This is a genomic window from Pseudoalteromonas sp. 3D05 (assembly GCF_002723455.1).
Taxonomy (GTDB): domain Bacteria; phylum Pseudomonadota; class Gammaproteobacteria; order Enterobacterales; family Alteromonadaceae; genus Pseudoalteromonas.
The window spans coordinates 80516-105502 of sequence record NZ_PDUS01000006.1 but is presented as its reverse complement, the minus strand read 5'-3'; the positions used below and the strand labels follow the sequence as shown (position 1 = coordinate 105502).

The 24987-nt window shown below is 40.0% G+C and carries 22 protein-coding genes; 15 read left to right on the top strand and 7 right to left on the bottom strand.

Translation table 11 applies throughout. The annotated features are described in order from the left end of the window. Positions 1-23 precede the first annotated feature (23 nt). Positions 24-2531: a PBP1A family penicillin-binding protein gene (locus CSC79_RS08325; RefSeq protein ID WP_099295366.1), complete on the bottom strand. Its 2508-nt coding sequence runs from the start codon at positions 2529-2531 to the stop codon at positions 24-26. A 132-nt stretch (positions 2532-2663) separates the two neighbouring features. On the opposite strand from CSC79_RS08325, the gene CSC79_RS08320 reads away from it, so the two are divergent. The 9 genes from CSC79_RS08320 to CSC79_RS08280 all read left to right on the top strand — a co-directional run bounded on the left by CSC79_RS08320 (position 2664) and on the right by CSC79_RS08280 (position 11584). Next, positions 2664-3743, top strand: a complete 1080-nt coding sequence (locus tag CSC79_RS08320; protein ID WP_099295365.1) for a pilus assembly protein PilM — start codon at positions 2664-2666, stop codon at positions 3741-3743. Next, positions 3731-4294: a PilN domain-containing protein gene (locus CSC79_RS08315; RefSeq protein WP_099295364.1), complete on the top strand. Its 564-nt coding sequence runs from the start codon at positions 3731-3733 to the stop codon at positions 4292-4294. Before CSC79_RS08320 ends, CSC79_RS08315 begins: the two co-directional genes overlap by 13 nt. Continuing rightward, a complete protein-coding gene (locus tag CSC79_RS08310) occupies positions 4294-4911 on the top strand; it encodes a type 4a pilus biogenesis protein PilO (RefSeq protein ID WP_099295363.1) in 618 nt (205 codons plus the stop codon). The genes CSC79_RS08315 and CSC79_RS08310 overlap by 1 nt, the downstream gene beginning before the upstream one ends. Continuing rightward, entirely contained in the window at positions 4908-5444 is a 537-nt protein-coding gene (locus CSC79_RS08305) for a pilus assembly protein PilP (protein WP_099295362.1), read from the top strand. The genes CSC79_RS08310 and CSC79_RS08305 overlap by 4 nt, the downstream gene beginning before the upstream one ends. Continuing rightward, positions 5431-7521, top strand: coding sequence for a type IV pilus secretin PilQ family protein (locus tag CSC79_RS08300; protein ID WP_099295361.1), 2091 nt, complete (start codon positions 5431-5433; stop codon positions 7519-7521). Before CSC79_RS08305 ends, CSC79_RS08300 begins: the two co-directional genes overlap by 14 nt. 184 nt (positions 7522-7705) lie before the next feature. Beyond that, on the top strand, positions 7706-8224 hold the full coding sequence (gene aroK, locus CSC79_RS08295; RefSeq protein ID WP_054204874.1) for a shikimate kinase AroK: 519 nt from the start codon (positions 7706-7708) through the stop codon (positions 8222-8224). A gap of 25 nt (positions 8225-8249) precedes the next feature. Beyond that, a complete protein-coding gene (aroB, locus tag CSC79_RS08290) occupies positions 8250-9320 on the top strand; it encodes a 3-dehydroquinate synthase (RefSeq protein WP_099295360.1) in 1071 nt (356 codons plus the stop codon). Further along, complete coding sequence (locus CSC79_RS08285) at positions 9320-10678, top strand: AAA family ATPase (protein WP_099295359.1); 1359 nt, start codon at positions 9320-9322, stop codon at positions 10676-10678. The genes aroB and CSC79_RS08285 overlap by 1 nt, the downstream gene beginning before the upstream one ends. Before the next feature lie 54 nt (positions 10679-10732). Continuing rightward, positions 10733-11584 carry a Dam family site-specific DNA-(adenine-N6)-methyltransferase gene (locus tag CSC79_RS08280; RefSeq protein WP_099295358.1) on the top strand — a complete coding sequence of 284 codons (852 nt, stop codon included), beginning with the start codon at positions 10733-10735 and terminating at the stop codon, positions 11582-11584. On the opposite strand, the gene CSC79_RS08275 is transcribed toward CSC79_RS08280, so the two are convergent. Continuing rightward, positions 11547-11732 (bottom strand): DUF2970 domain-containing protein, encoded by a 186-nt coding sequence (locus CSC79_RS08275; RefSeq protein WP_099295357.1) that lies wholly within the window; start codon positions 11730-11732, stop codon positions 11547-11549. The genes CSC79_RS08280 and CSC79_RS08275 overlap by 38 nt on opposite strands. Before the next feature lie 11 nt (positions 11733-11743). After that, entirely contained in the window at positions 11744-12034 is a 291-nt protein-coding gene (locus CSC79_RS08270) for a hypothetical protein (RefSeq protein ID WP_099295356.1), read from the bottom strand. 301 nt (positions 12035-12335) lie between these two features. On the opposite strand from CSC79_RS08270, the gene rpe reads away from it, so the two are divergent. From rpe to trpS, 3 genes are all read left to right on the top strand, one after another. Beyond that, complete coding sequence (gene rpe, locus CSC79_RS08265) at positions 12336-13019, top strand: ribulose-phosphate 3-epimerase (protein ID WP_099295355.1); 684 nt, start codon at positions 12336-12338, stop codon at positions 13017-13019. Further along, positions 13019-13684, top strand: coding sequence for a phosphoglycolate phosphatase (locus tag CSC79_RS08260; protein ID WP_099295354.1), 666 nt, complete (start codon positions 13019-13021; stop codon positions 13682-13684). The genes rpe and CSC79_RS08260 overlap by 1 nt, the downstream gene beginning before the upstream one ends. A gap of 64 nt (positions 13685-13748) precedes the next feature. Continuing rightward, positions 13749-14753 carry a tryptophan--tRNA ligase gene (gene trpS, locus CSC79_RS08255; protein WP_099295353.1) on the top strand — a complete coding sequence of 335 codons (1005 nt, stop codon included), beginning with the start codon at positions 13749-13751 and terminating at the stop codon, positions 14751-14753. A 128-nt stretch (positions 14754-14881) separates the two neighbouring features. Here trpS and CSC79_RS08250 read toward each other — a convergent pair whose 3' ends face one another. Beyond that, positions 14882-15802 carry a TraB/GumN family protein gene (locus CSC79_RS08250; protein ID WP_099295352.1) on the bottom strand — a complete coding sequence of 307 codons (921 nt, stop codon included), beginning with the start codon at positions 15800-15802 and terminating at the stop codon, positions 14882-14884. Positions 15803-15838: 36 nt separating this feature from the next. Further along, positions 15839-16192, bottom strand: a complete 354-nt coding sequence (locus tag CSC79_RS08245) for a hypothetical protein (RefSeq protein WP_099295351.1) — start codon at positions 16190-16192, stop codon at positions 15839-15841. Positions 16193-16473: 281 nt separating this feature from the next. Here CSC79_RS08245 and CSC79_RS08240 point away from each other — a divergent pair, with 281 nt between their 5' ends. Continuing rightward, the gene (locus CSC79_RS08240; RefSeq protein ID WP_099295350.1) at positions 16474-18618 is read left to right on the top strand and encodes a winged helix-turn-helix domain-containing protein; all 2145 of its coding nucleotides are present in this window, start codon (positions 16474-16476) and stop codon (positions 18616-18618) included. Between the two features lie 79 nt (positions 18619-18697). Here the strand turns inward: CSC79_RS08240 and CSC79_RS08235 are convergent, their stop codons facing one another. Together CSC79_RS08235 and uvrA are read right to left on the bottom strand one after the other, a co-directional pair. Next, positions 18698-19780 carry a hypothetical protein gene (locus CSC79_RS08235; RefSeq protein WP_099295349.1) on the bottom strand — a complete coding sequence of 361 codons (1083 nt, stop codon included), beginning with the start codon at positions 19778-19780 and terminating at the stop codon, positions 18698-18700. A 15-nt stretch (positions 19781-19795) separates the two neighbouring features. Beyond that, positions 19796-22615, bottom strand: coding sequence for an excinuclease ABC subunit UvrA (uvrA, locus tag CSC79_RS08230; RefSeq protein WP_099295348.1), 2820 nt, complete (start codon positions 22613-22615; stop codon positions 19796-19798). A gap of 164 nt (positions 22616-22779) precedes the next feature. On the opposite strand from uvrA, the gene CSC79_RS08225 reads away from it, so the two are divergent. Continuing rightward, a complete protein-coding gene (locus CSC79_RS08225) occupies positions 22780-24147 on the top strand; it encodes an MFS transporter (protein ID WP_099295347.1) in 1368 nt (455 codons plus the stop codon). 20 nt (positions 24148-24167) lie between these two features. Further along, on the top strand, positions 24168-24899 hold the full coding sequence (gene ssb / locus CSC79_RS08220) for a single-stranded DNA-binding protein (protein ID WP_099295346.1): 732 nt from the start codon (positions 24168-24170) through the stop codon (positions 24897-24899). The last annotated feature ends 88 nt before the right edge of the window (positions 24900-24987 follow it).

The window sequence follows — 24987 nt, the reverse complement described above, 5'->3', positions numbered from 1 at the left end:
TAGCTGCGATTTTATATCGCGATTTAAAACAGCTCTTCTTCTGTTTTTGTTTCTTCTTCAAATACATTTTCAACGTGCTGCATAACATACTTTGTTGGTGCAGAGCCCTTTTCGAAATACTCAAACCGGCTAGTGTAGTCATTTTTTTGGCTCAGTAAGCCTGTTGCCAAATCTATTCGAATCGAGACCAACCCCTCAGGCGGTTCAATCGGCGCTTCAGGCTGGTCTTTAAGAGCTACACGCATAAAGTCGACCCAAGCCGGTTGAGCTGTTTTAGCACCTGACTCAGCCCCCGAAATCTGAGATTTATCGAGATTACTATTGTAGGTAGAGCGACCTAATGGATTGCCAGGGTTATCAAAACCGACCCACACAGTGGTCATAACATTACTATTAAAACCGCTAAACCAAGTATCAACAGAGTCATTAGTTGTGCCTGTTTTACCTGATAAGTCACGGCGCTTTAATGCTTGAGCGCGCCAACCTGTGCCGCTCCACCCCGTTTTATGTGTCCAGCTTCCACCGCCCCAAATTGCGCTATGCATTGCGTCTGAAATTAAGAATGCGTTTTGCTTTGAAATGATACGAGGAGCACATGGGGTTGCAGTATTTACGTCTGATGATGTTTCATCGACCATACTATTGAGTGCTAACGAATCTGTTTGATTAGGCAAGTCAATCGGATCACATGCAAGCTGTGGTTGCGCTTTGAAAAGTACGTTACCGGCTGAATCTTGAATCTCACTGATAAAATACGGTGTGACTAGGTGGCCGCCGTTGGCAAATGTACTCATCCCTCGTGCTAATTCAAGCGGCGTGATTGCTGCACTTCCTAAGGCGAGCGATTCACTACGATTGATATCATCATCTTGGAAGCCAAATTTCAGTAGGTGATCAGCCGTGCGATGCAATCCTACCCCACGCAATAAACGAACAGAAATAACGTTCTTTGATTGTGCAAGAGCGCGTCGTATACGAATAGGGCCATTATATACTGCGGGACTATTTTTAGGCCGCCAAGCTACCCCTAAGCTTTTGTCCCATTGATTTATTGGTGCATCGTTGAGGATCGAGGCTAATGTATAGCCATTTTCCAAAGCTGCAGAATAGATAAATGGCTTAATGTTTGAACCAACTTGGCGCTTAGCTTGCACTGCTCGGTTATACTGGCTTTGCTCAAAACTATAACCACCTACAATCGCTTTAATTCGACCGTCATTTGGGTCAAGAGATACAAGCGCACTGGCGGCTTCAGGAAGTTGACTTAGAATATAGCTGGCATCATCGTTTTTACGTAACCAAATTTGATCGCCAGGAGTTAAGATATCTGAGGCGGTTTTAGGTGCATAACTTTGACGATAACGAGTTATAAATTTACGTGCCCACTTTAAATTATCCCATGTAAGTGTGGCATGCTCGCCATTTTTGAGTAATACCTCTGCGGTTTTCTCATTGACTGCCAATACGGCAGCAGCTAGCAGAGGCCCTATCTCATTAAGTGGCTTTAATTTTTTAAGGATCTCATTACGACTTAGAGGGGATTGAGTTTCATTATCCCAAAGTTGCATGTCAGCACCGCGATAGCCGTGACGCATGTCATACGCATGTAAATTATCAACAAGCGCTTTTTGTGCCGCTGCCTGTACGTCAGACTCTACACTAGTAAATACTTTAAAGCCGGTGTTGTAAGCACGTTCGTAGCCATAACGAGCGACCATTTCTGCACGCACCATCTCAGAAATGTAAGGGGCGTATAAATCTATTTCAGCACCATGAAAGCGAGCTGTAATTGGTTGGCTAGTTGTTTCGTTAAATGTTTCTTGCGTGATAAAACCTTCATCAAGCATACGGCCTAATACAACATTTCGACGGGCTTTTGCACGCTCAGGATTGCGAATAGGGTTTAATGCAGATGGGGCCTTGGGCAGGCCTGCAATCATTGCCATTTGGGCTAAGTTTAATTCATTAAGTGATTTACCATAATAAACTTGTGCGGCTGCACCAATACCAAAAGCGCGATTACCCAGTTCAATTTTATTTAAATAAAGCGCGAGTATTTCATCTTTGGTGAGTAAGTTTTCTATGTGCAACGCAATAAAGATTTCTTTTACTTTGCGAATATACGCTTTTTCCCGTGTTAAAAAAAAGTTTCTCGCTAGCTGCATGGTAATAGTGCTGGCACCTTGTTTCTTTTCTCCAGTAGAAATTAAAACAATTGCAGAGCGAACAATACCAATAGGGTCTATCCCTATATGCTCATAGAATCGGGAATCTTCAGTTGCTAAAAGAGCATCTATGAGCGGTTGAGGAATTTCATCTATACTTGCTGGTATACGGCGCTTTTCGCCAAATTGATTGATAAGTAATCCGTCGCGGGAAAAGACCTGCATAGGAGTTTGTAACTGCACGTCTTTTAAAACTTGCACGCTAGGGATATCAGATTTAACATAGTAATAAAGGCTTACTAAAGTAATTAGCCCCAAAAAGATGCAAATGATAATAAATTGTAAAGTTCGCTTGAATAAAATCACTTATATTTTCCCTAAATGGACTCCCAATTAGAATCGTAGGCTGATAGTATATATTGATTAAAAAATGAATAATATTTTTTCATATAAAAATTATAACTTGTTTATTCTTAAAACAAAGGCCAAGTTGCTCACATGTTAAGCCAATTACTCAATAAATCATCATCGATGATGATAGGGATAGATATCGGTTCGCATGCTATTAAAGCTGTGTTACTGAATGAAACGGAAACTGGCTATCGCCTTGAGGCCTTAGCAATTGAGCCTATGCCTAAAGGGACAATGTCAGAGCGAAATATTCAAGACATTGAAGCTATTGGCAATATTATCACTAAATTGAAACGTAAATTACCTAAATCAGCAAAATCTGCTGCGGTTGCTGTCTCTGGCCAAACAGTAATAACCAAAGTGATATTTATGGATGTGACGCTTTCAGATGCAGAGCTTGAGTCACAAATTGAAATTGAAGCTGATAGCCTTATTCCTTACCCACTTGATGAAGTAAGTCTAGACTTTGAAAAGCTAGGTACGAATGAAGCTGATCCGACAAAAATGAATGTACTGCTTTCAGCTGCGCGCACAGAAAGTGTTGAAGCGCGAGTCGGGGCGCTAGAAAGCGCGGGCTTAACGGCGAAAGTAGTTGATGTAGAAAGTTATGCCCTTAGCCGTGCTATGGATGTGTACTATCAACAACTTCCTAGTGATGCATTTAATAAGTGTGTTGCCATGATAGACATTGGTGCAGTGCTCATGCTGGTTAGTGTTGTCCTTGGTGGTGAAACCATTTATACCCGAGATCAGGTGTTCGGTGGGGATCAATACACTAACAGCATTGTGTCATACTATAATAAAGGTTTTGATGAAGCTGAGATTGGCAAAACAACAGGAGATTTACCGCCAAATTATACCTTTGAAGTATTAGCGCCTTTCCAAACGTCTTTATTACAGCAGGTTCGTCGCGCGGTACAAATGTTTTTAACCACAAGCGGTAAAGAGCACATCGACTATATAGTACTTACTGGCGGGACGGCAATGATTGATGGTTTAGACAGACTGTTAGTTGAAGAGCTTGGTATTCATACTATAGTTGCTCAGCCATTTGAAAATATGGATGTTTCACCAAGGGTTGATCGAAATGTGATGCAGCGTCATCGTACTCAATTTGCGATCGCAACCGGATTGGCATTAAGGAGCTTTTCATCATGCCACATATAAACCTCCTTCCATGGCGTGAACAACAACGTAAACAATCACAAAATAAGTTTGCGACTATTTTATTTTTAGTGGTGCTAGTTAGTTTTTTGAGCATGTACATGCTAAGCGCTTATTATGGCGGTTTACGTGACGGTCAGAATATAAAAAATAATTTTTTAAACGCTGAAATTGCCCAACTGGATATGAAAATTCGAGAAATACGTGAGCTTGATAGAAAAAAAGAGAGCTTGCAGCAGCGCATGAGGCTAATTGAAGATTTACAAAGTAGCCGTAACTTAGGCACGCAGATAATGGATGAAGTTGCTAAAATTGTGCCCGGTGGTGTTTATTTAACGAAGTTAGAACGTCGTGGAAGTGTGATTCAGGTTATTGGACGAAGTGAGTCAAATAACCGATTATCGAGCATGCTTAGACAAGTTCAAAACTCATACCTATTAGAAAAACCAAGCATGCAAGGTATTGTCGCAGGAGAAAGTTCATCACGTTTACTTAGCGACTTTAACATGGAGTTCTATGTTAAACCCTTTGATAAAATAGGCGAAAACAAATAATGAACCTAGATATTAAAGCGTTAACAGAGATAGATTGGAACGAGATAGAACTTGAGAATATAGGTGATTGGCCTGTTGCCGTTAAGGTTATATGTGGCGCCTTTGTTGCTGCACTCGTATTGTTTTTTAGTTATAGCCTTTTAGTCTCAGCTGAAATTGATAGCTATCATAACGCAGTCGCAAAAGAGGTTGAATTACGTAATACATATCGTACTAAATATGCGATTGCCAGTAACCTAGATATCTATCGCAACCAAATGACTGATATGGAAGATAAGTTTTCTCAACTTTTGCGTCGCTTACCGACTTCTAATGAAACACCAGGCTTATTAGATGATTTAACGTATGTGGGAACCACGAGTGGCTTAACTTTTTTAAAAATTGGTTGGCTGCCAGAGATCGAAAAAGAATTTTATACTGAGTTACCGATAAAGATCGAGGTAGTGGGTAGCTATCACGAATTTGGAGACTTTGTAGGAAAGGTGGCTCAGTTACCGCGAATTGTGAGTTTGCATGATTTTTCGATAACAAGTACCAATCCAGGCAAACTAACATTTAGTGTGGTTGCAAAGACATACAGATATGAAGGTGATACTAAGAAAGGGGCTAAAAAATGAAAAAAATAGCCCTAACTCTACTATTTACGGTTGCCTTAGCTGGGTGCAACGATGATACTGCAGAGCAGCAAGAGTTTATCGATCAGGTAAAAGCCAGCACAACACCAAAAGTTGAAGAAATACCGCAATTAACGCAATTTGAGCACTTTGAGTACAATGCTGGTCAATTACGTAGTCCGTTTGTTGCACCACAGCCTGAAATTATTCAAAATAACTTAGTGCAAATTAAAAATTGTCTCCATCCTGATCCTGACAGGACACGTGAACCTTTAGAGAAATACCCGCTTGATAATTTAGCGATGAAAGGTACTTTAGGGTCTCAGGGCGACATGTGGGCGCTCATTAAAGCGGCTGATGAGACTTTACACCGTGTCACCGTTGGCTATCATCTAGGCTTATATCATGGTGAAGTAAAAGATGTTCAAAACGATTATATTGAATTGTTAGAGTTAATACCCGATGGGTCTGGTTGTTGGAAAGAGCGCCTAACTAAGCTTGAAATGTTAGAGGCGACTACTGATGACGCAAGTTAAAAATAATAAAGGTAAAATTAAAATGCGTAAGGGAGTATCTTGGCGTAATAGGGTTCATCAAGCGTTGCTTGTCGCTGTTACACTGCTAGTCACACACTCTGCTTTTGCAGAACCATTGCTTTATGATATTCGTTATAACCCGCTGCTCGAAGGAGAAACGGAGTTACAACTAGTATTTGATGAGGAAATAACACAACAACCTAATATTCAAGTTTTTAATAGTCCTGCACGTATAGAAATGCGATTTACTGACACTAGTGTAGAAAAAGAGCTAGAAGAAGTGGTCATTAACCAAGCGGGTATTGAAAAGGTTTCAAGCCAAGCTAAGGATGGCATGTTAACTGTTACCGTGCATATGGATAGCTTGAAAATTTACCAAACGAAAGTTAAAAATAACCTCGTGTCTTTGCATGTGTCAGATAACATGCTGAAAAGTGATAGCAGTGAGGATGAAAATGGTTCAACGCAGAATGTTAGTAATTATATTAACACTATTCAATCACTAGACTTTAGACGAGGTGAAAAAGGTGAAGCGCGCGTATTAGTTTTTTTACAAGATACGCAGGCTGCAGTTGATGTTCACGAGAGTGGCGGTAAGATCATTGCAGAATTTCATCACACGGATATTCTAGATGAGTTGCTTTATGAACTTGATGTGCTTGATTTTGGCACCGTCGTAAGTTCAATCGAAACGTTCAAAGAAGATAATAAAAGTCGTGTTGTTATCGAACCAAATACAGCGTTTAAATATACGTTTCAGCAAATCGAGAATGTATTTTCATTGACTGTGGAAAAAGATGCGTCACAGCGCTCATTTTTAGATGGTGGTAAAGAGTATCTTGGCCGACCAATGACACTTAACTTCCAAGATATTTCTGTTAGAGCTGTGTTACAAATTATCGCAGGCTATAATGATTTTAATCTGGTGACGAGTGACTCAGTTACGGGCAATATTACCTTACGCCTAAATGGTGTGCCATGGGATCAAGCACTTGATGTTGTACTGCGTGTTAAAGGGCTTGATAAGCGAATGGATGGCTCAATCTTAATGGTTGCACCGTCAGAAGAGTTGGCAGCAAGAGAAGCTAAAGATTTAAAAGCCAAGCAGCAAGTTGAAGACTTAGAGCCATTATATAGCGAGTATATTCGTTTGAATTATGCCAAGGCTGAAAATTTTGCTGACTTACTAAAAACAGATACCAATAGTATTATTACGCCAAGAGGCAGTGTTTCAGTTGATCAACGTACAAACACTTTGCTTATCAAAGACACGGTCAAAAGTATTGAGAGTGTTCGTCGAATGGTCGAAACACTTGATATACCAGTTAGACAAGTGGTTATAGAGTCGCGTATGGTTACAGTGCGTGATAACGTAAAAGAAGATTTGGGTGTACGTTGGGGATTCAGTGACCAACAAGGAACTGATGGTGTTTCAGGTACGCTGCAAGGTGCAAACACGATCTCTAATGGTACTATTCCGAGTATTTCTGATCGATTAAACGTTAATTTACCTATAACAGGTGCAGCTGGTAGTATCGGTATGCATGTGGCTAAGTTGGCAAATGGTACACTGCTTGATTTAGAATTGACTGCATTAGAAGAGGAAAATCGTGGTGAAATCATCGCAAGTCCACGTATTACCACAGCTAATCAGCAAAAAGCACGTATCGAACAAGGTACAGAAATTCCTTACGTAGAATCGGCGTCTAGTGGTGCAACAACGGTTACATTCAAGAAGGCAGTACTAAGTCTTGAGGTAACGCCACATATAACGCCTGACAATAAAGTAATCTTGGATTTAGTTATTACGCAAGATACGCGAGGTGATACCGTGCAAACGCCAACTGGTTCAGCTGTTTCAATTGATACACAAGAGATTCAAACTCAAGTGTTGGTTGAGAATGGTCAAACAGTGGTACTTGGTGGTATATTCCAGCAGCAAATTATAAACTCGGTGAAAAAAGTACCTTTACTTGGTGATATTCCATACTTAGGAACGCTATTTAAAAGTACGAGTGAGTTTAATGAAAAGAAAGAATTGTTAATTTTCGTTACCCCAAAAATTCAAATAGACTAAAACAAGTCGAGTTTCTTTAACATAACGAGCAATTTTTGACTTTAATTGCTCGTTAATTGTCTTTTTGTTCTATTTGACTTGAAATACCCAATCAATTACTGAGATAATCCCCTCCTTAATTTTGGGGCCAGGTCGTTAGGCGGGGTTTTATTTCAAATTTTAGAGTTCGTTTGTACTAAAAGATATGGCTGAAAAACGTAATATATTTCTAGTTGGCCCTATGGGGGCTGGCAAAAGCACAATTGGTCGCCACATTGCTGATCAATTACATCTTGAATTTGTCGATTCTGATCAAGAAATCGAACGCCGTACTGGTGCTGATATAGCATGGGTGTTTGATCTTGAGGGTGAAGAAGGCTTTCGACTTCGTGAAGAAGGCGTCATTGGCGACCTAACTGAAATGCAAGGTATTGTACTTGCAACCGGTGGTGGTTCAGTGATGAGCAAAGAAGTTCGAAACAAGCTTTCAGCTCGAGGTATCGTTGTATACCTAGAGACACCAATCGAAAAGCAAGTTGCACGTACGCAGCGCGACAAGCGTCGCCCATTACTGCAAACAGAAGAGGCACCTCGTGACGTATTAGAGCGTCTAGCTGAAGAACGCGAGCCGCTATATAAAGAAGTTGCTGATTTTACTGTACGCACTGATGAGCAAAGCGCTAAGGTTGTTGCTAATCAAATCATTGAGAAATTAGATTTTTAAAAACCAATAATAAAGGATACTGGCGATGCTTGAATTAACTGTTAATTTAGACGAGCGTAGTTATCCTATATATATTGGCAAATCTGCACTTCATAACACAGACAGGTTACGTCATCACTTAGGTGATTGTCGTCCTATCTTCATCACTAATGACACCATTGCACCTTTGTATTTAAATGATGCAATGGCGTTATTAGCTGATTTAAATCCACTTCACTTTGTCATCCCTGACGGCGAACAGTTTAAATCACTAGCGTGGTTTGAAAAAATATCAGCGTTCTTGCTGGAAAATAATTGTGGTCGAGATACCTGCTTAATTGCCCTTGGCGGTGGTGTGGTCGGTGATCTAACAGGTTTTGTTGCAGCTTGTTATCAACGGGGTATTCCTTTTATCCAAGTACCAACAACTTTGTTATCGCAAGTTGACTCGTCAGTTGGTGGCAAAACGGCTGTTAACCATCCTTTAGGAAAAAATATGATTGGGGCATTTTATCAGCCTCAAGCTGTATTTATTGATACGCAGTCGCTTCATACGTTGCCTGAGCGAGAGTTCGCTGCTGGTATGGCTGAAGTGATTAAGTATGGTCTTATCTACGATACAGAGCTATTTAGCTTCTTAGAAGATAACATTCCCCAATTACAGGCTCTTGACGAAGAAACACTTCAACATGTTATCTCACGCTGCTGTGAAATCAAGGCATTGATTGTTGCACAAGATGAAAAAGAAGCTGGGTTACGCGCGTTACTAAATTTAGGGCATACCTTCGCCCATGCTATAGAAGCACAAATGGGGTATGGAAAATGGCTACATGGTGAAGCTGTTGCAGCGGGTATGGTATTAGCGGCTAAGTTAGCGCACACTCGTGGTGACTTGACTGTGACAGAGGTTGCAAGAGTAACGTCTTTAATTACAGCGTATAATTTACCAAGTGAAATACCTGCTGATATGACTAGCGAGCATTTTTTGCATCACATGCGCAAAGATAAAAAGAATAAAAAAGGAACTATTCGTTTTATTCTGCCCACCGAGTTTGGCCAATGTGCACTCGTTGATAATGTCTCAGATCAACAGGTTCGTGATTTAATAGGGCGCTAATGCAGTCACAAATCTTACCAAGCCGATCGGCCTTGGTTGATCGTATTGCCATGCAATTTGAGTATGGACAAAACTTAATTACACTCCTTGGGCCTTCAGGGCTCGGCAAAAGTTACCTATTAGAAACATTTATTACTGATAAATACAGCGACTTTAATAAAGCGTTTGTACAAGTCAGTGCACGTATGACTGACGCTCAGTTTATGAGTGAATTATTAGAACAAAGCTTTCGTTCCCCGTTGATAGATCACACTTTATCGTTGAGTGATAATTTCTATCAGCTAGCAAAAAGTCAAAACTGCGGACCTTGTTTATGGGTGCTAGATGGTGGCCGTCATATATCTGATGAAATGGCAGCAGATTTAGCGGTATTAGCTGAAAAGAGCCCAACTACGTTATACATTTTGATCGCGTCCCAATCTGTCGGGCAGTTTAGGAATGCCGTTGAAATCCACCTAGAAGCATTGTCGATTGCTGAAAGCAAGCAATTAATGGGTTGGTACTTTAAAGATTTACCTTTAGATGAAGATCCTATTTTTCAGACATTTTTAAAAGAGTCTCATGGTAATCCAAGTATTTTATTAGCATGGCAGCCAGAAGAGCACAGTGCAGAGGTCAAAGTCGCCGATAAAGTGTCATGGCGACTACATTTAATCACTTTAATGCTGATTATTATGTTACTTATCATAGGTTTTCTGTATAAATCAGACATGACTAAATGGTGGCAAGATGTGTATCAGCAAGAAACTGTTGAGTCGGTGCCTACAGCCATAGCGATTGATGACTTCAAACAGCAAACAGTCACCGTGGAGCCCCTTGAGACTCCTCCTCAGCAGCAAATAGTGCAAGAAAACACTGACGAGCTTGCGGTGCCCCGAGCACTCAAGCAGGCTAATAAGCAAGAGAATCAAAATAATGTGGCCGCTATTCTCGGTAGTCTTGCTACAGAGCCTAAAGCGCTCAAAGATGGTGACACAGTACAAAAACAGTTAGTTGATGAACCCAAGCAAAAGGCGACAACAGAGAGTGTAATAGCAGAGGCTGAACAGTCATTACCTGTTGATAACGCATGGTTCATTGAGCAAAGTGATAATAATGTGGTTATCCAATTGTTGGCAGTAACTAAACAAGCAATTGCTGAGCAATTTGTTACAGAGCAGCAGTTGGGGGATTTTGCGAAAGTATATCAAACACGCAGAAATAATAAGTTATGGTGGGTCGTTACTTATGGTAATTACAAAAGCTTAAATGCAGCACGGGAAGTAACACCAACCTTACCTAAGGCGGTGCTTAACAATCAGCCATTTTATAAAAAAATCAGTAAAATAAAACAAGAAATCGCGTTACTAGATCAGTAAAAGCACACTGATTAGTGTAAAATCGCGGCCATATCAGTTTGAAGTAAAGAGCCAATGCAAACAAAGACTAGAGCTTTCCTGAAATGGGCCGGCGGAAAATACAGCTTAGTTGAAGATATTAGCGCACGTTTAGATGTTGCGAGTAAGCATGCTGACACCTTAGTTGAACCGTTTGTGGGCGCTGGCTCAGTATTTTTAAATACGCATTTTAAACATTATATTCTAAATGATATCAATGCTGATCTTATAAACCTTTACAATGAGCTTAAAAATTCACCTGATGAATTTATCAGTGATGCCAAAAAACTGTTTGTAGATATAAATAACCATCCCGATGCTTATTACGATTACCGCGTACAGTTTAATCAAAGTAATGATATTTATGAGCGTGCGATATTGTTTCTATACATGAATCGGCATGGTTATAATGGTCTATGTCGATATAATTTGAAGGGCATTTTTAATGTGCCGTTTGGTAAGTATAAGCGCCCCTATTTCCCTGAAAAAGAGATGCACTTTTTTGCTAATAAAGCACAGCAAGCAACGTTTACCTGCTTAGGCTATGATGATGTATTTAAACTTGTCCCAGATAATGCGGTAATTTACTGCGATCCGCCGTACGTACCCTTAAGTAAAACAGCTTCATTTACCTCCTATGCAAAAGGGGGATTTAACTTAGATGACCAAGCTAATTTAGCAAACCTTGCAGAACAAGCCGCTTTTGAAAACAGTACGCCAGTGCTTATTTCTAACCACGATACAGTGTGGACGCGTAAAATATACAGTCAAGCTTCACTGGACAAGATTCAGGTTAAACGGACTATCAGTCCAAAGGGTGGGTCGCGTAATAAAGTAGATGAGTTGATGGCTATGTATTTAAAACCCAAGCGACAACAGCGTAGATAGTTGCAATAAAAATCAAAAAAAGTGCAATAGCGATAACAATAATAGACGAAATTGAGTGTTGCTTGAAATCTGATTGGCGTTTACCTTCAGACTGAACACCAAAAAAAGCAGCAACTACACTCTGTAGTGCGCTTAACAGCCGAAGCATGTGTTTAATGCCTAAAATCGCGGGCTAAGTGAGCGAGCTTTTTGTGGTTCATCAGCGCGGGTGAGCAGCTCTAGAAGATCCAAGTAGTGAAACTGTGCACTGCGGCTATCACCTGTAATCCAAGATACCCAACTTGATTCTTGTTCTGCATTCATACAATGAACTGCATTTTTTACAAGGTGCTCTGAGCCGCATTGACAGTCATTGGCTGCAATAACGGTTTCATCACTGCTAGATAAAAAGCTTAAGGTACTGATAGTTAAAACAGTCGCAGTTAAGATCCCGATTTTAAAAGCTTGCATTTTACTAATCCATTATGGTGTTACTAACCCAAGCATACATAATAATTGTTTAAATAACAAACTTAATTTACCCTTAATAAACATAAAAACTAGCATTATTATAAGGTTAAAGTAAAAAACCTGTTTATAAAAAGTTGCTTATAAAGCGACCTTTGCACAAATAGGGATAGAGTAAATGCTTTATTCTTCTTAAGCCTAGATAAATAGGTAAGTATTCATGGGATATTATTTTGCCGTACTAGGGTTATTTGTTACATTAACCGCCACTTATGCGCATTCTGAAACACATTAAGGATTACCAATGTTAGAAACAATGCAAAAATACCTTATTGCACCTTCTATTTTATCTGCTGACTTTGCACGTTTAGGTGACGATGTTGATAACGTTATTAATGCGGGCGCAGATATAGTCCACTTTGATGTGATGGATAATCATTATGTGCCAAACCTAACAATTGGGCCCATGGTGTGTAAAGCGCTACGAGATTACGGCGTAACAGCGCCGATTGACGTGCATTTAATGGTCAAGCCAGTTGATAGTTTAATTCCTCAGTTTGCAGAGGCTGGCGCATCAATTATTACTTTTCACCCAGAGGCCAGTGAGCACATAGATCGTACCTTACAATTGATCAAAGATCATGGTTGCCAAGCAGGGCTGGTATTCAACCCAGCTACAAGCTTGAGTTACTTAGAGCACGTTATTGATAAGCTCGACGTGATTTTACTTATGTCAGTGAATCCAGGCTTTGGTGGACAGAGCTTTATTCCTCATACTTTAGAGAAACTGCGTCAGGCTCGTAAGATTATCGATGATTCTGGACGTTCAATTCGACTAGAAGTAGATGGCGGTATAAAAATTGATAATATAGCGGCGGCTGCACAAGCAGGCGCAGATATGTTTGTTGCAGGGTCTGCCATTTTTAATCAGCCAGACTATAAAACTGTGATTGACCAAATGCGAGAGCAATTACAAGGTGTTAATTAATGAAGTACGAGGCGGCTTTATTTGATTTAGACGGCACTTTAGTCGACAGCGTATATGATTTATACATAGCCATGAATTTGACGTTATCAGAGCTTGCTTACCCCATTGTTAGCCAGCGTTTAGTCGAAAGCTGGGTTGGTAATGGCATTGAAATGCTGGTTAAACGCGGTTTAAGTGGTGATATGCAAGTGAGTGAGCTGTTAGATGAACAATTCGTGAGCAAAGCTATCGAGCTTTTTTATGGGCATTATGCGCAGCAAGTTGGTGAGTACAGTGTACTATATCAACATGTTGAAACAGGTCTTGCAGCTTTACGTAATACGCCAAAGGCATTAGTGACTAATAAGGCGCGTCGATTTACTCAAAAACTGCTTGATAAACTCGCCTTATCTGAACACTTTGATGTGATTGTATGTGGCGATGATATGGCTAAAAAGCCATCTGCGGAGCCGCTTTTGTTTGCGTGTAAGCAATTAAATGTGCCAGTAAGCCAAGCAATAATGATTGGTGATTCAAAAAGCGATATTTTAGCGGCGCAAGCTGCAAACATTGATGTAATTGCACTGAGTTATGGCTATAACCAAGGTGAAAACCTGAGTGATTACAATCCACAGTACCTCTGTGATACATTCTTAGATATAATACCTGTTCTTACCCAGCGGTAAGTTCGTTTTTAATTTACGTGTTTTTAACCCAGTATTTTTTATTTTAGTAATATAAAGGAACATCATGAGTAAACCAGTAGTGTTAAGTGGCATTCAGCCAACCGGTGGTATGACAATAGGCAACTATGTTGGCGCTATCAACCAGTGGCTTAAGCTACAGGAAGACCACGAAAGTTACTTTATGTTGGTTGATTTACACGCTATTACAATTCGCCAAGAACCTGAAGTATTACGTTCACGAGTATTAGACGGCGTAGCTTTGTATGCTGCTTGCGGTATCGACCCAGAAAAAGCAGCTTTATTTGTTCAATCTCAAGTACCTGAGCACGCTCAACTAGCATGGGTTTTAAATTGCTACGCCCAAATGGGTGAGTTAAACCGCATGACACAATTTAAAGACAAGTCTTCTAAGCATGCCAATAATGTAAACGTGGGTCTATTTTCGTATCCAGTATTACAAGCGGCTGATATTTTATTGTATCAAGCAGATCAAGTACCCGTTGGTGAAGATCAAAAACAGCATCTTGAGCTAACTAGAGACATCGCTAATCGTTTTAATAATTTATATGGCGATGTATTTAAAGTACCTCAACCGTATATCCCAGAGCTGGGGGCACGCGTGATGAGCTTGCAAGATCCGCTGAAGAAAATGTCTAAGTCTGATGACAATCCAAATGGTTATATCATGTTACTCGATGAACCAAAAAAGATTGAGAAAAAGCTGAAGAAAGCAGTAACAGATTCAGATGAGCAAGCGCGTATCTATTTTGATCGTACTGAAAAACCAGGTGTATCAAATTTATTAACGCTAATGTCAGTTGCTACTAAGCGTTCAGTTGAAGAGCTTGTGCCAGAGTACGAAGATAAAATGTATGGTCATCTGAAAAAAGATACGGCAGATGCGGTTGTAAGTATGATTGAGCCAATTCAAGCGCGCTTTAAAGAGATTCGCGAAGATCAAACTTTGCTTAACAACATCATGAAAACCGGCGCAGAAAAAGCCAGTGTTCGTGCTGAGAAGACGCTTAAATCTGTGTACGATGCACTTGGATTTATTCCGCGCGGATAAATTCGTGTAAATAAATTTGTGTAAATAAAAAATGCCGCTTTTTAGCGGCATTTTTTATAGAGCACATATCAGCATCATTGAGCCGAACATAAGCAGCAACGATACAGCAAGCTTGTCGGTTTTATCCATCACTCAGCCCCTTTTACAGTTGTATCGATTGCGTTATCAACATTAACTAAAGAAACGCGGTAACCTTTGCTCTCAAGCAGTGTCAATAAGCTATCTTTACCTGCGAGGTGTGCGACTCCAACAAGTACAAGTTCACTCTTATCGTTGTTGAACATGGCTTCTACTTTTGGTAACCAGTCATTGTTTCTATCAGCAATAAGCTGTTTGTAGCTATTAGGATCATTTTGCTGCATATCTTCAAGCGCCACTTTGTTTAGCATGTCGGTATCACCTTGTCGCCATGCTGTTAAAAGCTCCTCAAACATATCACCATAGTTATGAAGTTCTGATAAGTGACGTTTAATAAAGTCATTCTCGTTGCCTTGACCCATTGTTTTAAACAATTCTAATTGAAATTCCATAGTCTCTAAGTAATTTTTTGTTTTATTATCCTCTGTGGCTTTTTTTGTAAAGTAAGCATCAACTCCTTCTCCCATTAAGTTTTGTTTTTGTAGTTCCATCGACATCAAAACAATACTCACCATCGCAGGGCGAAAACCATCTAACTTGGCGAGGTTAGCGCCAAATTCGTTAAGCTTATTTTCAAGTGAAACTTTAACTTGGGGTTCTAGTTTCTGGCTTAATGTTTCGTTATTTGTATATGATAGGGCGCCTAGCATTTGCATTTGAGCATTAGCATCTGCCGGGTCTGGTAATGGCACTTCTAAAATGATCGTATCTGCTTTTTCATAAGCATGATTAAACTCAGCAGGAAGTGGCATTTCTGCTTTAGGTAAAATATGTACAGTCCCACCAATGAATAATGAGTCATTCCCTTTACTTACTTGCCATACAGAACTTTGAGCATGAGCTGTATTTGCTACCAAGCTACAACTAAGTAAAACGCTGGCAGATACTAATTTTTTTGTAAAATTTTTCATGATGATTCCTTAATTTAATTTTAAAATTTATTGTTTTTAGTTAGATAAAACATTGCTGAAATAAGCAGTAATTGACGATGTTACTTTTGAAAGTTTTTTATCTATCTGCGAGTTTATTTTGTTCATAGAAGAGTCAAGCTCAGCTGATATTTTTCTATCTATTGATGAAAGTAACGTTTGCTTATCAGCATTACTTTTTAACAAATCAGCCGTATCTGCTTTATTAGTTTTAATAATTGGTTTTGTTGTTTCTATACGCTCACCAACCATGCACTGCTCAAAGTTCACTTCTGCAGTGTTGTTTTTTGTATCAGCTGCGATAACTGAAGTCGTCGTAAAAGCAGTTGCTAGTAGTAGAACTGGTAGTGCTTTTTTCATTGTGCTTTTCATAATTAAACCTTTTATATTTTTAATTGCAGCTAATTTAGAATCACAAATGATTGTTACTAAGCTGCTCGTTGATGACGGTTTAAAGAATATCGCTGAATTTATTAAGAGTCGCTTATCTAGTTATGAGCAATTAATAGATAAGGTTTTTTGATTAGTAATTTGTTTAAATTTAATGGGTTATCTTTAAACCTTATATTGCCAATATAAGGTTTAAAATGCTTTTTATACAAAATAATCTGTAGATGTGGTACGGTTTACAAAAATAAAAATACGTAAAGACTATGAATTATCAAATCGGACCTTGGCAATTTATTAGTAATCGCTGTGTGATTACTTCAAATGACTTAGAAAGGGAATTAGATCCACTTTTAGTTAAGTTATTACTGCATTTTATAGGTAAGCCTCAGCAAATCGTTTCCCGTCAAACGCTAGTTGAGAGTGTGTGGCAGCAAAGCTTTGTTGATGATAATGCGATTAACCGAGCCATTTCAGAGTTAAGAAAGCAGCTTACCCACCCAACTGAAAAAGCACCTCTTTTAAAAACACATTACCGAAAAGGTTATAGTTTAACGGTAATGCCAAAGAACTTAGCGCAAACTAGTGAGATAGAGCAACCAGCAAGTTCTCTTCCTGAAACAACGATTATGAATACCGTAAATGAAAATTTTGCTAATACAATTATTTCAACACCGGTTAAAAATAAGACTATTAAAAAGTTCTGGGTTTATTCAATATTAGTTATCGTATGCCTTTGCTTGTTAGTGTGGTTTGGGTTGTTTTTTATTAACACTCCTTCTGCAGGAAATATTAAACAGATCACGGTTAATAAGGTCGCAAGTACCTGGAATATAGGCAGTGAAGTTCACCCTGAGATATCCTCAGATAAACAATATTTAGCTTATACCAATGTTGAGCCAGAAGGGGATTTTAATCGTGCATTCATTAAGCGCCTTTCAGATCAACGAGAAGTTGAGCTTACGTACCCAGGGTTTCAAGTATCTGTTTTATCATGGCAGTTAAACCAGCATGCAGTGCTATTACAAGCGACAAACTTAAAACAGCAACAGTGCGAAATGGTACTGGTTGATTTAAGCCAGTTTCCCATTATTGGAGACGTTCAACGTATAAAAAAATGTGACTTAAGGTACACAGGATATGCGCAAGTAGACCAAAGGCGCGAGCATATTTATTATACTGAGTATAAAAATGAACAAGATGGCTCAGGTTTATATAAATTTGATTTAGAGTTACAGAAGGAGTCCATTGTTATTCCGCCACCAGGTGTAATGTATGGTGTAATGATGCCTCGTTTGTCTCATTCTGGTAATAAAATAGCGTATATATTAAGTCAAAAAGGTCAGCCTTTTTCTGTATTTAGTTACGACTTCACTACACGTGAGACTAAACGATTATTTAAAGCGAAGAAAAGAGCCGTTAGTTTTGCTTTTGACTGGCTGTCAAACGACCAAGGTGTAATCGTGTTTGAAGGTTCTGATCTTTCAAGCATAGTGTTTGATAAAAATAATATTGTTAAACGGACATTAACGATTACTCCTGCAATTTCACCTTATTACATTGCGGTTCAATCTGCTAATAGTCTGTTTTATTCAGCCAATAAAACACAAGCATACTCATTAATTAAAGCGACCAATCTTTTTAGCGATAACCCTGAATATGAGCCACTTCATAAAAGTGATGAAGATGACTACTACATTGTTGAGGTCATCAATACAGCGGGGCCAGCCCATGTGTTTGTATCTGAGCGCTCTGGTAGTAGCCAATTATGGATTGCTCAAAATGGACTGACAAAGCAGCTGAGTTTATTTAAATATGATGGCCCATCAACTGACTATAAGTTAGGAGGATTAAAAGTATCCCCTAATAAGCAGCGTATATTATTAGTAATAAATAAACGCTATGCTTTTTTTGACGTAAATACGCAAAAGCTCTACCCGTTAGATGAATTTAACGAGCGTAAAATAGTCAGTTATATTTGGTCAAAAAATAACGAAAGCATTCTTTATGTTGAGCAAATTGGTTCAAAAAACACACTCGCTGAGCTTAATTTACTAACTCGTGACACTCGTGTGATTCAGGATGTGAAGGCTAATAAACTTATTTCAGATGGTGAAGGCAATGCGTATGCCGTCAGTCACAATCAGTTAATTAGTCTGGCAGATAAACAAAGCTGGGAATTACCCACAAATGCTCGAAAAGCGAATGTGTATGGAATTAGTAAAGATTATTTCTATTATTCTGACTCTATCTCTCGAATCGCTAGACTAAATTTACATGATAAAACTGTGCAAAATACACATGTGGATTTTCGACATATTGCTTTTGAAGTGAATGAAAAGAACGAAATTTTATTTACGGGTGCTAAATACAAGGATATGCAAATTATGCAAATCAGTTGGGATGAGTAGGCTATCCCAACTGATTTAGCGCGCTATTTTGTAAAATACGTTGCAACGAGAGTTGCACTTAGTGGAGCTATTGATTAGCTCAATTTGCGTTGCGCTTATTCAACATAGTTTTAAATGCGGGTGACTCACAGGCTTTAACTATAAATTTGTAGCTGTAAGGCATCGTATTGTCAGGTGTTATTTCAACAATTTCATAATCGTTTAGCTCAACTACCTTGCTATTTTTAGCTTTAGCGCAGCGCGAAAAATCGTCAGCTTCAAAGTTGTAGGCGAATGAAGCAATCAACCATTTACTGCGCTCAAAATAGCCTTTGGTATCAAGGAAGTGGCGCATACTATTGGCTGCTTCGTTATCTCCTTCAACATTTACAGTAACACTTTGTTGTTCATTAGGAGGCCTACTCGACTGCGGCGCTTCAGTATTTTTAGTGAGCTCATTAACTGCAACTAACTGTCCTTGGGGAGTACCTTTTACAAGAGTTCTACCCGCTTCTGCTCCACTAGTAAAACTATTAACGAGGTCATCAAATACGGCTTCTGTGGGCTTATCGTCTATAAAAGAAACTAGATTGATAATAACTACACTAGCTAAAGCAAATCGCAATAGTGCAGTTAACAAAGGTGAGTAGCTTTGCGTGATAAATTTCACGCGATCTGAACCAAAGGGTTTTATTAGCAATAAAATCACAATGTAAAAAGGAAGCAATAGTTGCACTATAAGCAAAGTGAATAGCGTTATCCCTAGCGCCCAAGGAGGCAAATAGAGCAGAGTTGCAAAATTGTGAGTGTAGTTGAAGTGTGCAGCAGAAACTAAAGTCACTTCGTTGACGATACCACTGGCACTGGCAAGTACAAAATTGGCTATTATTGCGTAAAATAACAATATTAAAGCCTTCCCTGCGAGCGAGTGCCAAAGCGTTATAAACTTAGGCCAAAACTCGACAATTAAAGCTGTCACCGTGAGAATACTAGTAAGTGATGTGGATTGAAAAACGACTAAACTGATTAAAGCGAGTAAGTATAGCTTTTGTGCTGTACTTAAGCTAAACCAGATGGTTTGTAAGCGTTTAGTAAGGCGTGCTTTATGGGGCTTTAAAGCTGCATTTTGCTGCTTTAATTGCCTATTTGCACGCCAAGTTGTCACTTTAAAGTATCTCAACATTCCCTGTATAAACCTTTAAAGTAATGACTTCAAATAGTGCCCAGTATGTGAACGCTCACACTCAGCGACTTCTTCCGGTGTGCCGGCAATGAGAATCTCACCACCACCCGCGCCGCCTTCAGGGCCTAAATCGACAATCCAGTCAGCGGTCTTAATCACATCAAGATTATGCTCAATCACTACTATGGTATTGCCATGATCACGCAAGCGATGCAGTACAACTAATAACTGTTCTATATCAGCAAAGTGCAAGCCGGTCGTTGGCTCATCAAGAATGTATAAGGTTTTACCGGTATCACGTTTAGAAAGCTCACGGGCAAGTTTAACGCGCTGTGCTTCACCACCAGAGAGCGTTGTAGCGGCTTGACCTAAACGAATATAAGACAGCCCAACATCCATTAATGTTTTTAGTTTACGCGCAATGGCCGGTATTTTGTCAAAGTAGTCGTGCGCATCTTCAACTGTCATCTCAAGTACTTGGTGAATGTTTTTACCTTTATATTGTACTTCTAAGGTTTCACGGTTGTAGCGTTGGCCTTTACATACATCACATGGTACATACACATCTGGTAAAAAGTGCATTTCTACTTTGATAACGCCATCGCCTTGGCAGGCCTCACAGCGACCACCTTTCACGTTAAAGCTGAAACGACCCACTTTGTAACCACGCGAACGCGATTCTTGTGTGCCCGCAAACAATTCACGAATACCCGTAAATATACCGGTATAGGTTGCAGGGTTAGAGCGGGGTGTACGACCGATTGGGCTCTGATCAATATCGATTACTTTATCGAAGTGCTCAAGTCCTTTAATTTCTTTATAAGGCGCGGCTTCTGCCGTTGTTGCACCATTTAACTCGGTATGTGCGAGCTTAAATAATGTGTCGTTGATGAGGGTTGATTTACCAGAACCAGAAACACCAGTGATACACGTCATTAAGCCAAACGGAATGTGTAAATCAACATTTTTAAGGTTGTTACCCGTGGCACCAAATAGCTCAAGCCATTTATCGTTGGTTGGATGACGTTGAGCAGGAACTTCGATTTTGCGTTTACCCGATAAGAATTGACCCGTAACAGACTTCTCACTGGCTAAAATATCATCGCGGGTTCCTTCAGCAATAACGTAACCGCCATGGACACCGGCACCAGGGCCAATATCGATGATATGATCGGCTGCACGGATCGCATCTTCATCGTGTTCTACTACAATCACTGTATTACCTAAATCGCGTAAATGAATAAGTGTTTGTAAAAGGCGATCATTATCCCGTTGGTGTAAGCCAATAGATGGCTCATCGAGTACATACATAACGCCTACTAAACCAGCGCCAATTTGACTCGCAAGGCGAATACGCTGTGCTTCACCACCGGAGAGTGTATCGGCGCTGCGCTCGAGCGATAGGTAGTTTAATCCAACATTAATTAAAAAAGATAAACGATCACGGATCTCTTTTAAGATCTTCTCTGCTATTTGACCACGCTGACCTGTTAAAGAAAGGTTTTGGAAAAAATCCATGGCTTCACCGATACTCATCGTGGTGATATCAGGTAAATTGGTTTGCCCTATAAAAACGCTGCGCGCTTCTTGACGCAGCCTTGAACCTTTACAGCTTGGACACGCTTGGCTAGTTTGATATTTTGCTAGTTCTTCGCGCACCGAATTTGATTCTGTTTCGCGGTAGCGGCGGTTCATATTATTTAACACGCCTTCAAATTCATGATTACGTGTTATTAAATCCCCTCGGTCATTGCGGTAATTAAACGCAATTTTGGTGCTGCCAGAGCCTTCTAAAATAACTTTTTGATGTTCTTTACTGATATTTTGAAAAGGTACTTCTAAATCAAACTTATAATGCTCAGCAACCGCTTGTAGCATTTGGAAATAATAGAAACTGCGTTTGTCCCAGCCTTTAATAGCACCACCGGATAAACTTAATTCAGGGTTTTGAATTACTCGATTTGGGTCAAAATACTGTCTTACCCCTAAACCATCACAACTCTGACATGCACCTGCTGGGTTATTAAACGAGAATAATCGAGGTTCAAGTTCGGTCATGGCATAACCACACGTTGGGCATGCAAAATTTGCAGAGAGCAACAATTCTTCGCTATTTGCGTCATCCATCGAAGCGATGATCGCAACACCTGATGAAAGCTCTAATGCAGTTTCGAATGATTCTGCTAAGCGTTGTTGTAAGCCATCTTTCACTTTAAAACGGTCAACAACGACTTCAATGGTGTGTTTTTTGTGTAGTTCTAGAGTAGGAGGATCGGATAAATCACACACTTCACCATCGATACGTGCGCGAATGTAACCCTGGCTAGCTAATTGTTCTAATAATTTAACATGTTCGCCTTTGCGCTCTTTAACTACAGGCGCTAGCAACATGAGTTTGCTGCCTTCTTCAAAGGCTAAAACAGTATCTACCATTTGACTCACTGTTTGTGCAGCAAGCGGTAAATCATGAGTTGGGCAGCGTGGCTCACCTACACGGGCAAACATTAAGCGAAGGTAATCGTAGATTTCGGTAATAGTACCTACTGTTGAGCGTGGATTATGTGATGTTGATTTTTGCTCAATCGAGATTGCAGGAGAAAGGCCTTCAATGTGATCAACATCAGGCTTTTCCATTAATGATAAAAATTGTCTAGCGTAAGCAGATAAAGATTCTACATACCGACGTTGCCCTTCTGCATATAACGTATCAAATGCTAAAGACGATTTACCAGAACCAGATAGACCAGTGATAACAATTAACTTATCACGGGGAATGGTTAGGCTGATGTCTTTTAAATTGTGCGTGCGGGCGCCTCGGACTTCAATGTTTTCCATGCTATCTCGTTTCATTACCAAATTTATTTGTTGAGTATCTCATAATACGCGGGAAGATTAATCCTTGATCAATGAAAAATCATCGCTTTGAGGCGATTATTTATTCTTAAGCTTGTGATAGAATCCCCCCTCGAATTCTAATAGACAGCAAGAACACGCGAATCATGACAGCTTCTTCACTCAATTCACGAGAAAAACGTGCCGCAGTTTCCCTAGCGAGCGTGTTTGCTTTTCGTATGCTTGGCCTCTTTATGCTTATGCCAGTACTGGCTATTTATGGTCAGCAGCTTTCAGATTTTTCACCACTATGGATAGGTATAGCTATTGGTGCGTACGGACTAACGCAAGCTGTATTGCAAATACCTATGGGCTGGTTATCAGACAAAATAGGCCGCAAAAAAGTGATCGTGGGTGGTTTGAGTGTGTTTGCCTTGGGCTCTGTGATCGCAGCAACGGCTGATTCAATGCAAATGGTTACTCTTGGACGTGCCTTACAAGGTATGGGGGCTATTGCCAGTTCTTTATTAGCATTTGCATCTGATTTAAGCCGAGATGAACAACGGCCAAAAGTAATGGCTGTAATTGGCATGAGCATAGGTATGAGCTTTGCGTTTGCTATGTTGTTAGGCCCAATGGTGGCGGCTTCTTGGGGAATTGCAGGTGTATTTTGGCTAACGGCAATATTAGCGGTATTAGGCATATTTATTGTGCTTTTTCTTGTTCCTAAAGCCGTAAGTAAAGCACCCAAAGGAGATACTTTAGCCAGTTTTTCTGACATAAAAAAACTGGTTAAGCATTCACAGCTTGCTCGTTTAGACTTTGGCGTGATGCTCCTGCACTTAACGTTAACAGCTATTTTTGTTGCGCTACCTGGGCAATTAATTGTAAAAGGTTTGGCGGCTGAAGCACATTGGCAAGTCTATATTCCAGTGTTGATTTTAGCATTTTTGCTAATGGCGCCTGTGATGATTATTGCTATTCGTAAAGAAAAAGAAAAACAGGCATTTTTAGGATCTATCATTGTATTGGTATTGAGCATGGTAGCTTTAGCTGCGGGTGTTGATTCAGTTATTGGTATGGCACTGTGCATGCTTGCTTACTTCATCGCTTTTAATTTTTTAGAAGCGACAATGCCTGCGCTTGTTTCGCGATTAGCCCCAGCCAATCAAAAAGGTTCTGCCATGGGCGTGTTTTCCTCAGGGCAATTTTTTGGTGCATTTTTAGGTGGCATTTTAGGGGGTTACGTAGCGCAATCAGCAAGCCCGCAAGCAGTGTTTGCCGCAGCCGCACTTGTTGGGTTAATATGGCTTATCCTTGCTTGGCAAATGCAAGTCCCGCCTAGAAGTAAAATGATTAGCTTAATGACAGAATTAAGTTCAGAGCAGCAAGCACAAACGCTTGCCTCTAAATTGGTTGCTTTACCAGGGGTAATTGAAGCAACGGTTGTATGCGAAGAAAATCGCAGCTACTTAAAGATTAATGATAAAGAATTTGACCTAGACCAAGCCCGTAAAGTGGCTGGTTTGAGCTAACGTAAATAGGAGAAAGGTCCATGGCACGCGGTGTTAATAAAGTAATCTTGGTTGGTAATTTAGGCCAAGATCCAGAAGTACGTTATATGCCTAATGGTAATGGCGTAGCAAACATTACTTTAGCTACTTCAGATAGCTACAAAGATAAAAACACCGGCCAAATGGTCGATAAAACTGAATGGCATCGCGTGGTGTTTTTTGGCAAATTAGCTGAAATCGTGGGTGAATACTGCCGTAAAGGTTCACAAATTTACGTTGAAGGTAAACTTCAAACACGTAAGTGGACCGATCAACAAGGTCAAGAAAAATACACCACAGAAATCGTTGTAGATGGCTTCACAGGCCAGATGCAAATGTTAGGTGCGCGTGGAGGTGATCAGCAAGGTGGTGGTTACCAAGGTGGCCAGTCTCAAGGTGGTCAATCACAAGGTGGTTACAACCAACAGCAAAGCGCTCCACAACAAGGTGGCGGTTATGGCCAGCAACAAAGCGCACCACAACAAGGTGGTGGTTATGGGCAACAACAAAGTGCGCCACAGCAACAAGCACCAGCAGCGCGCCAGCAACCAGCTACTGCACCGCAGCAAAATAATCAATACCAATCAGGTGGTGGTTATAACCAGCAGCAAAGCAGCAATGCTAATGCACCTCAACAAGGTGGTTTTGCACCTAAACCGCAAAACGCACCGCAAGGCGGCGCATCAAACCCAATGGAACCACCGATTGACTTTGACGACGATATTCCGTTTTAACCAAAGACAAAAGTAAAAATATAGAAAAGCCCTGTTATTACAGGGTTTTTTTGTCTTTATAGCTATAAAAATGGTTTGCTCTAGTAAG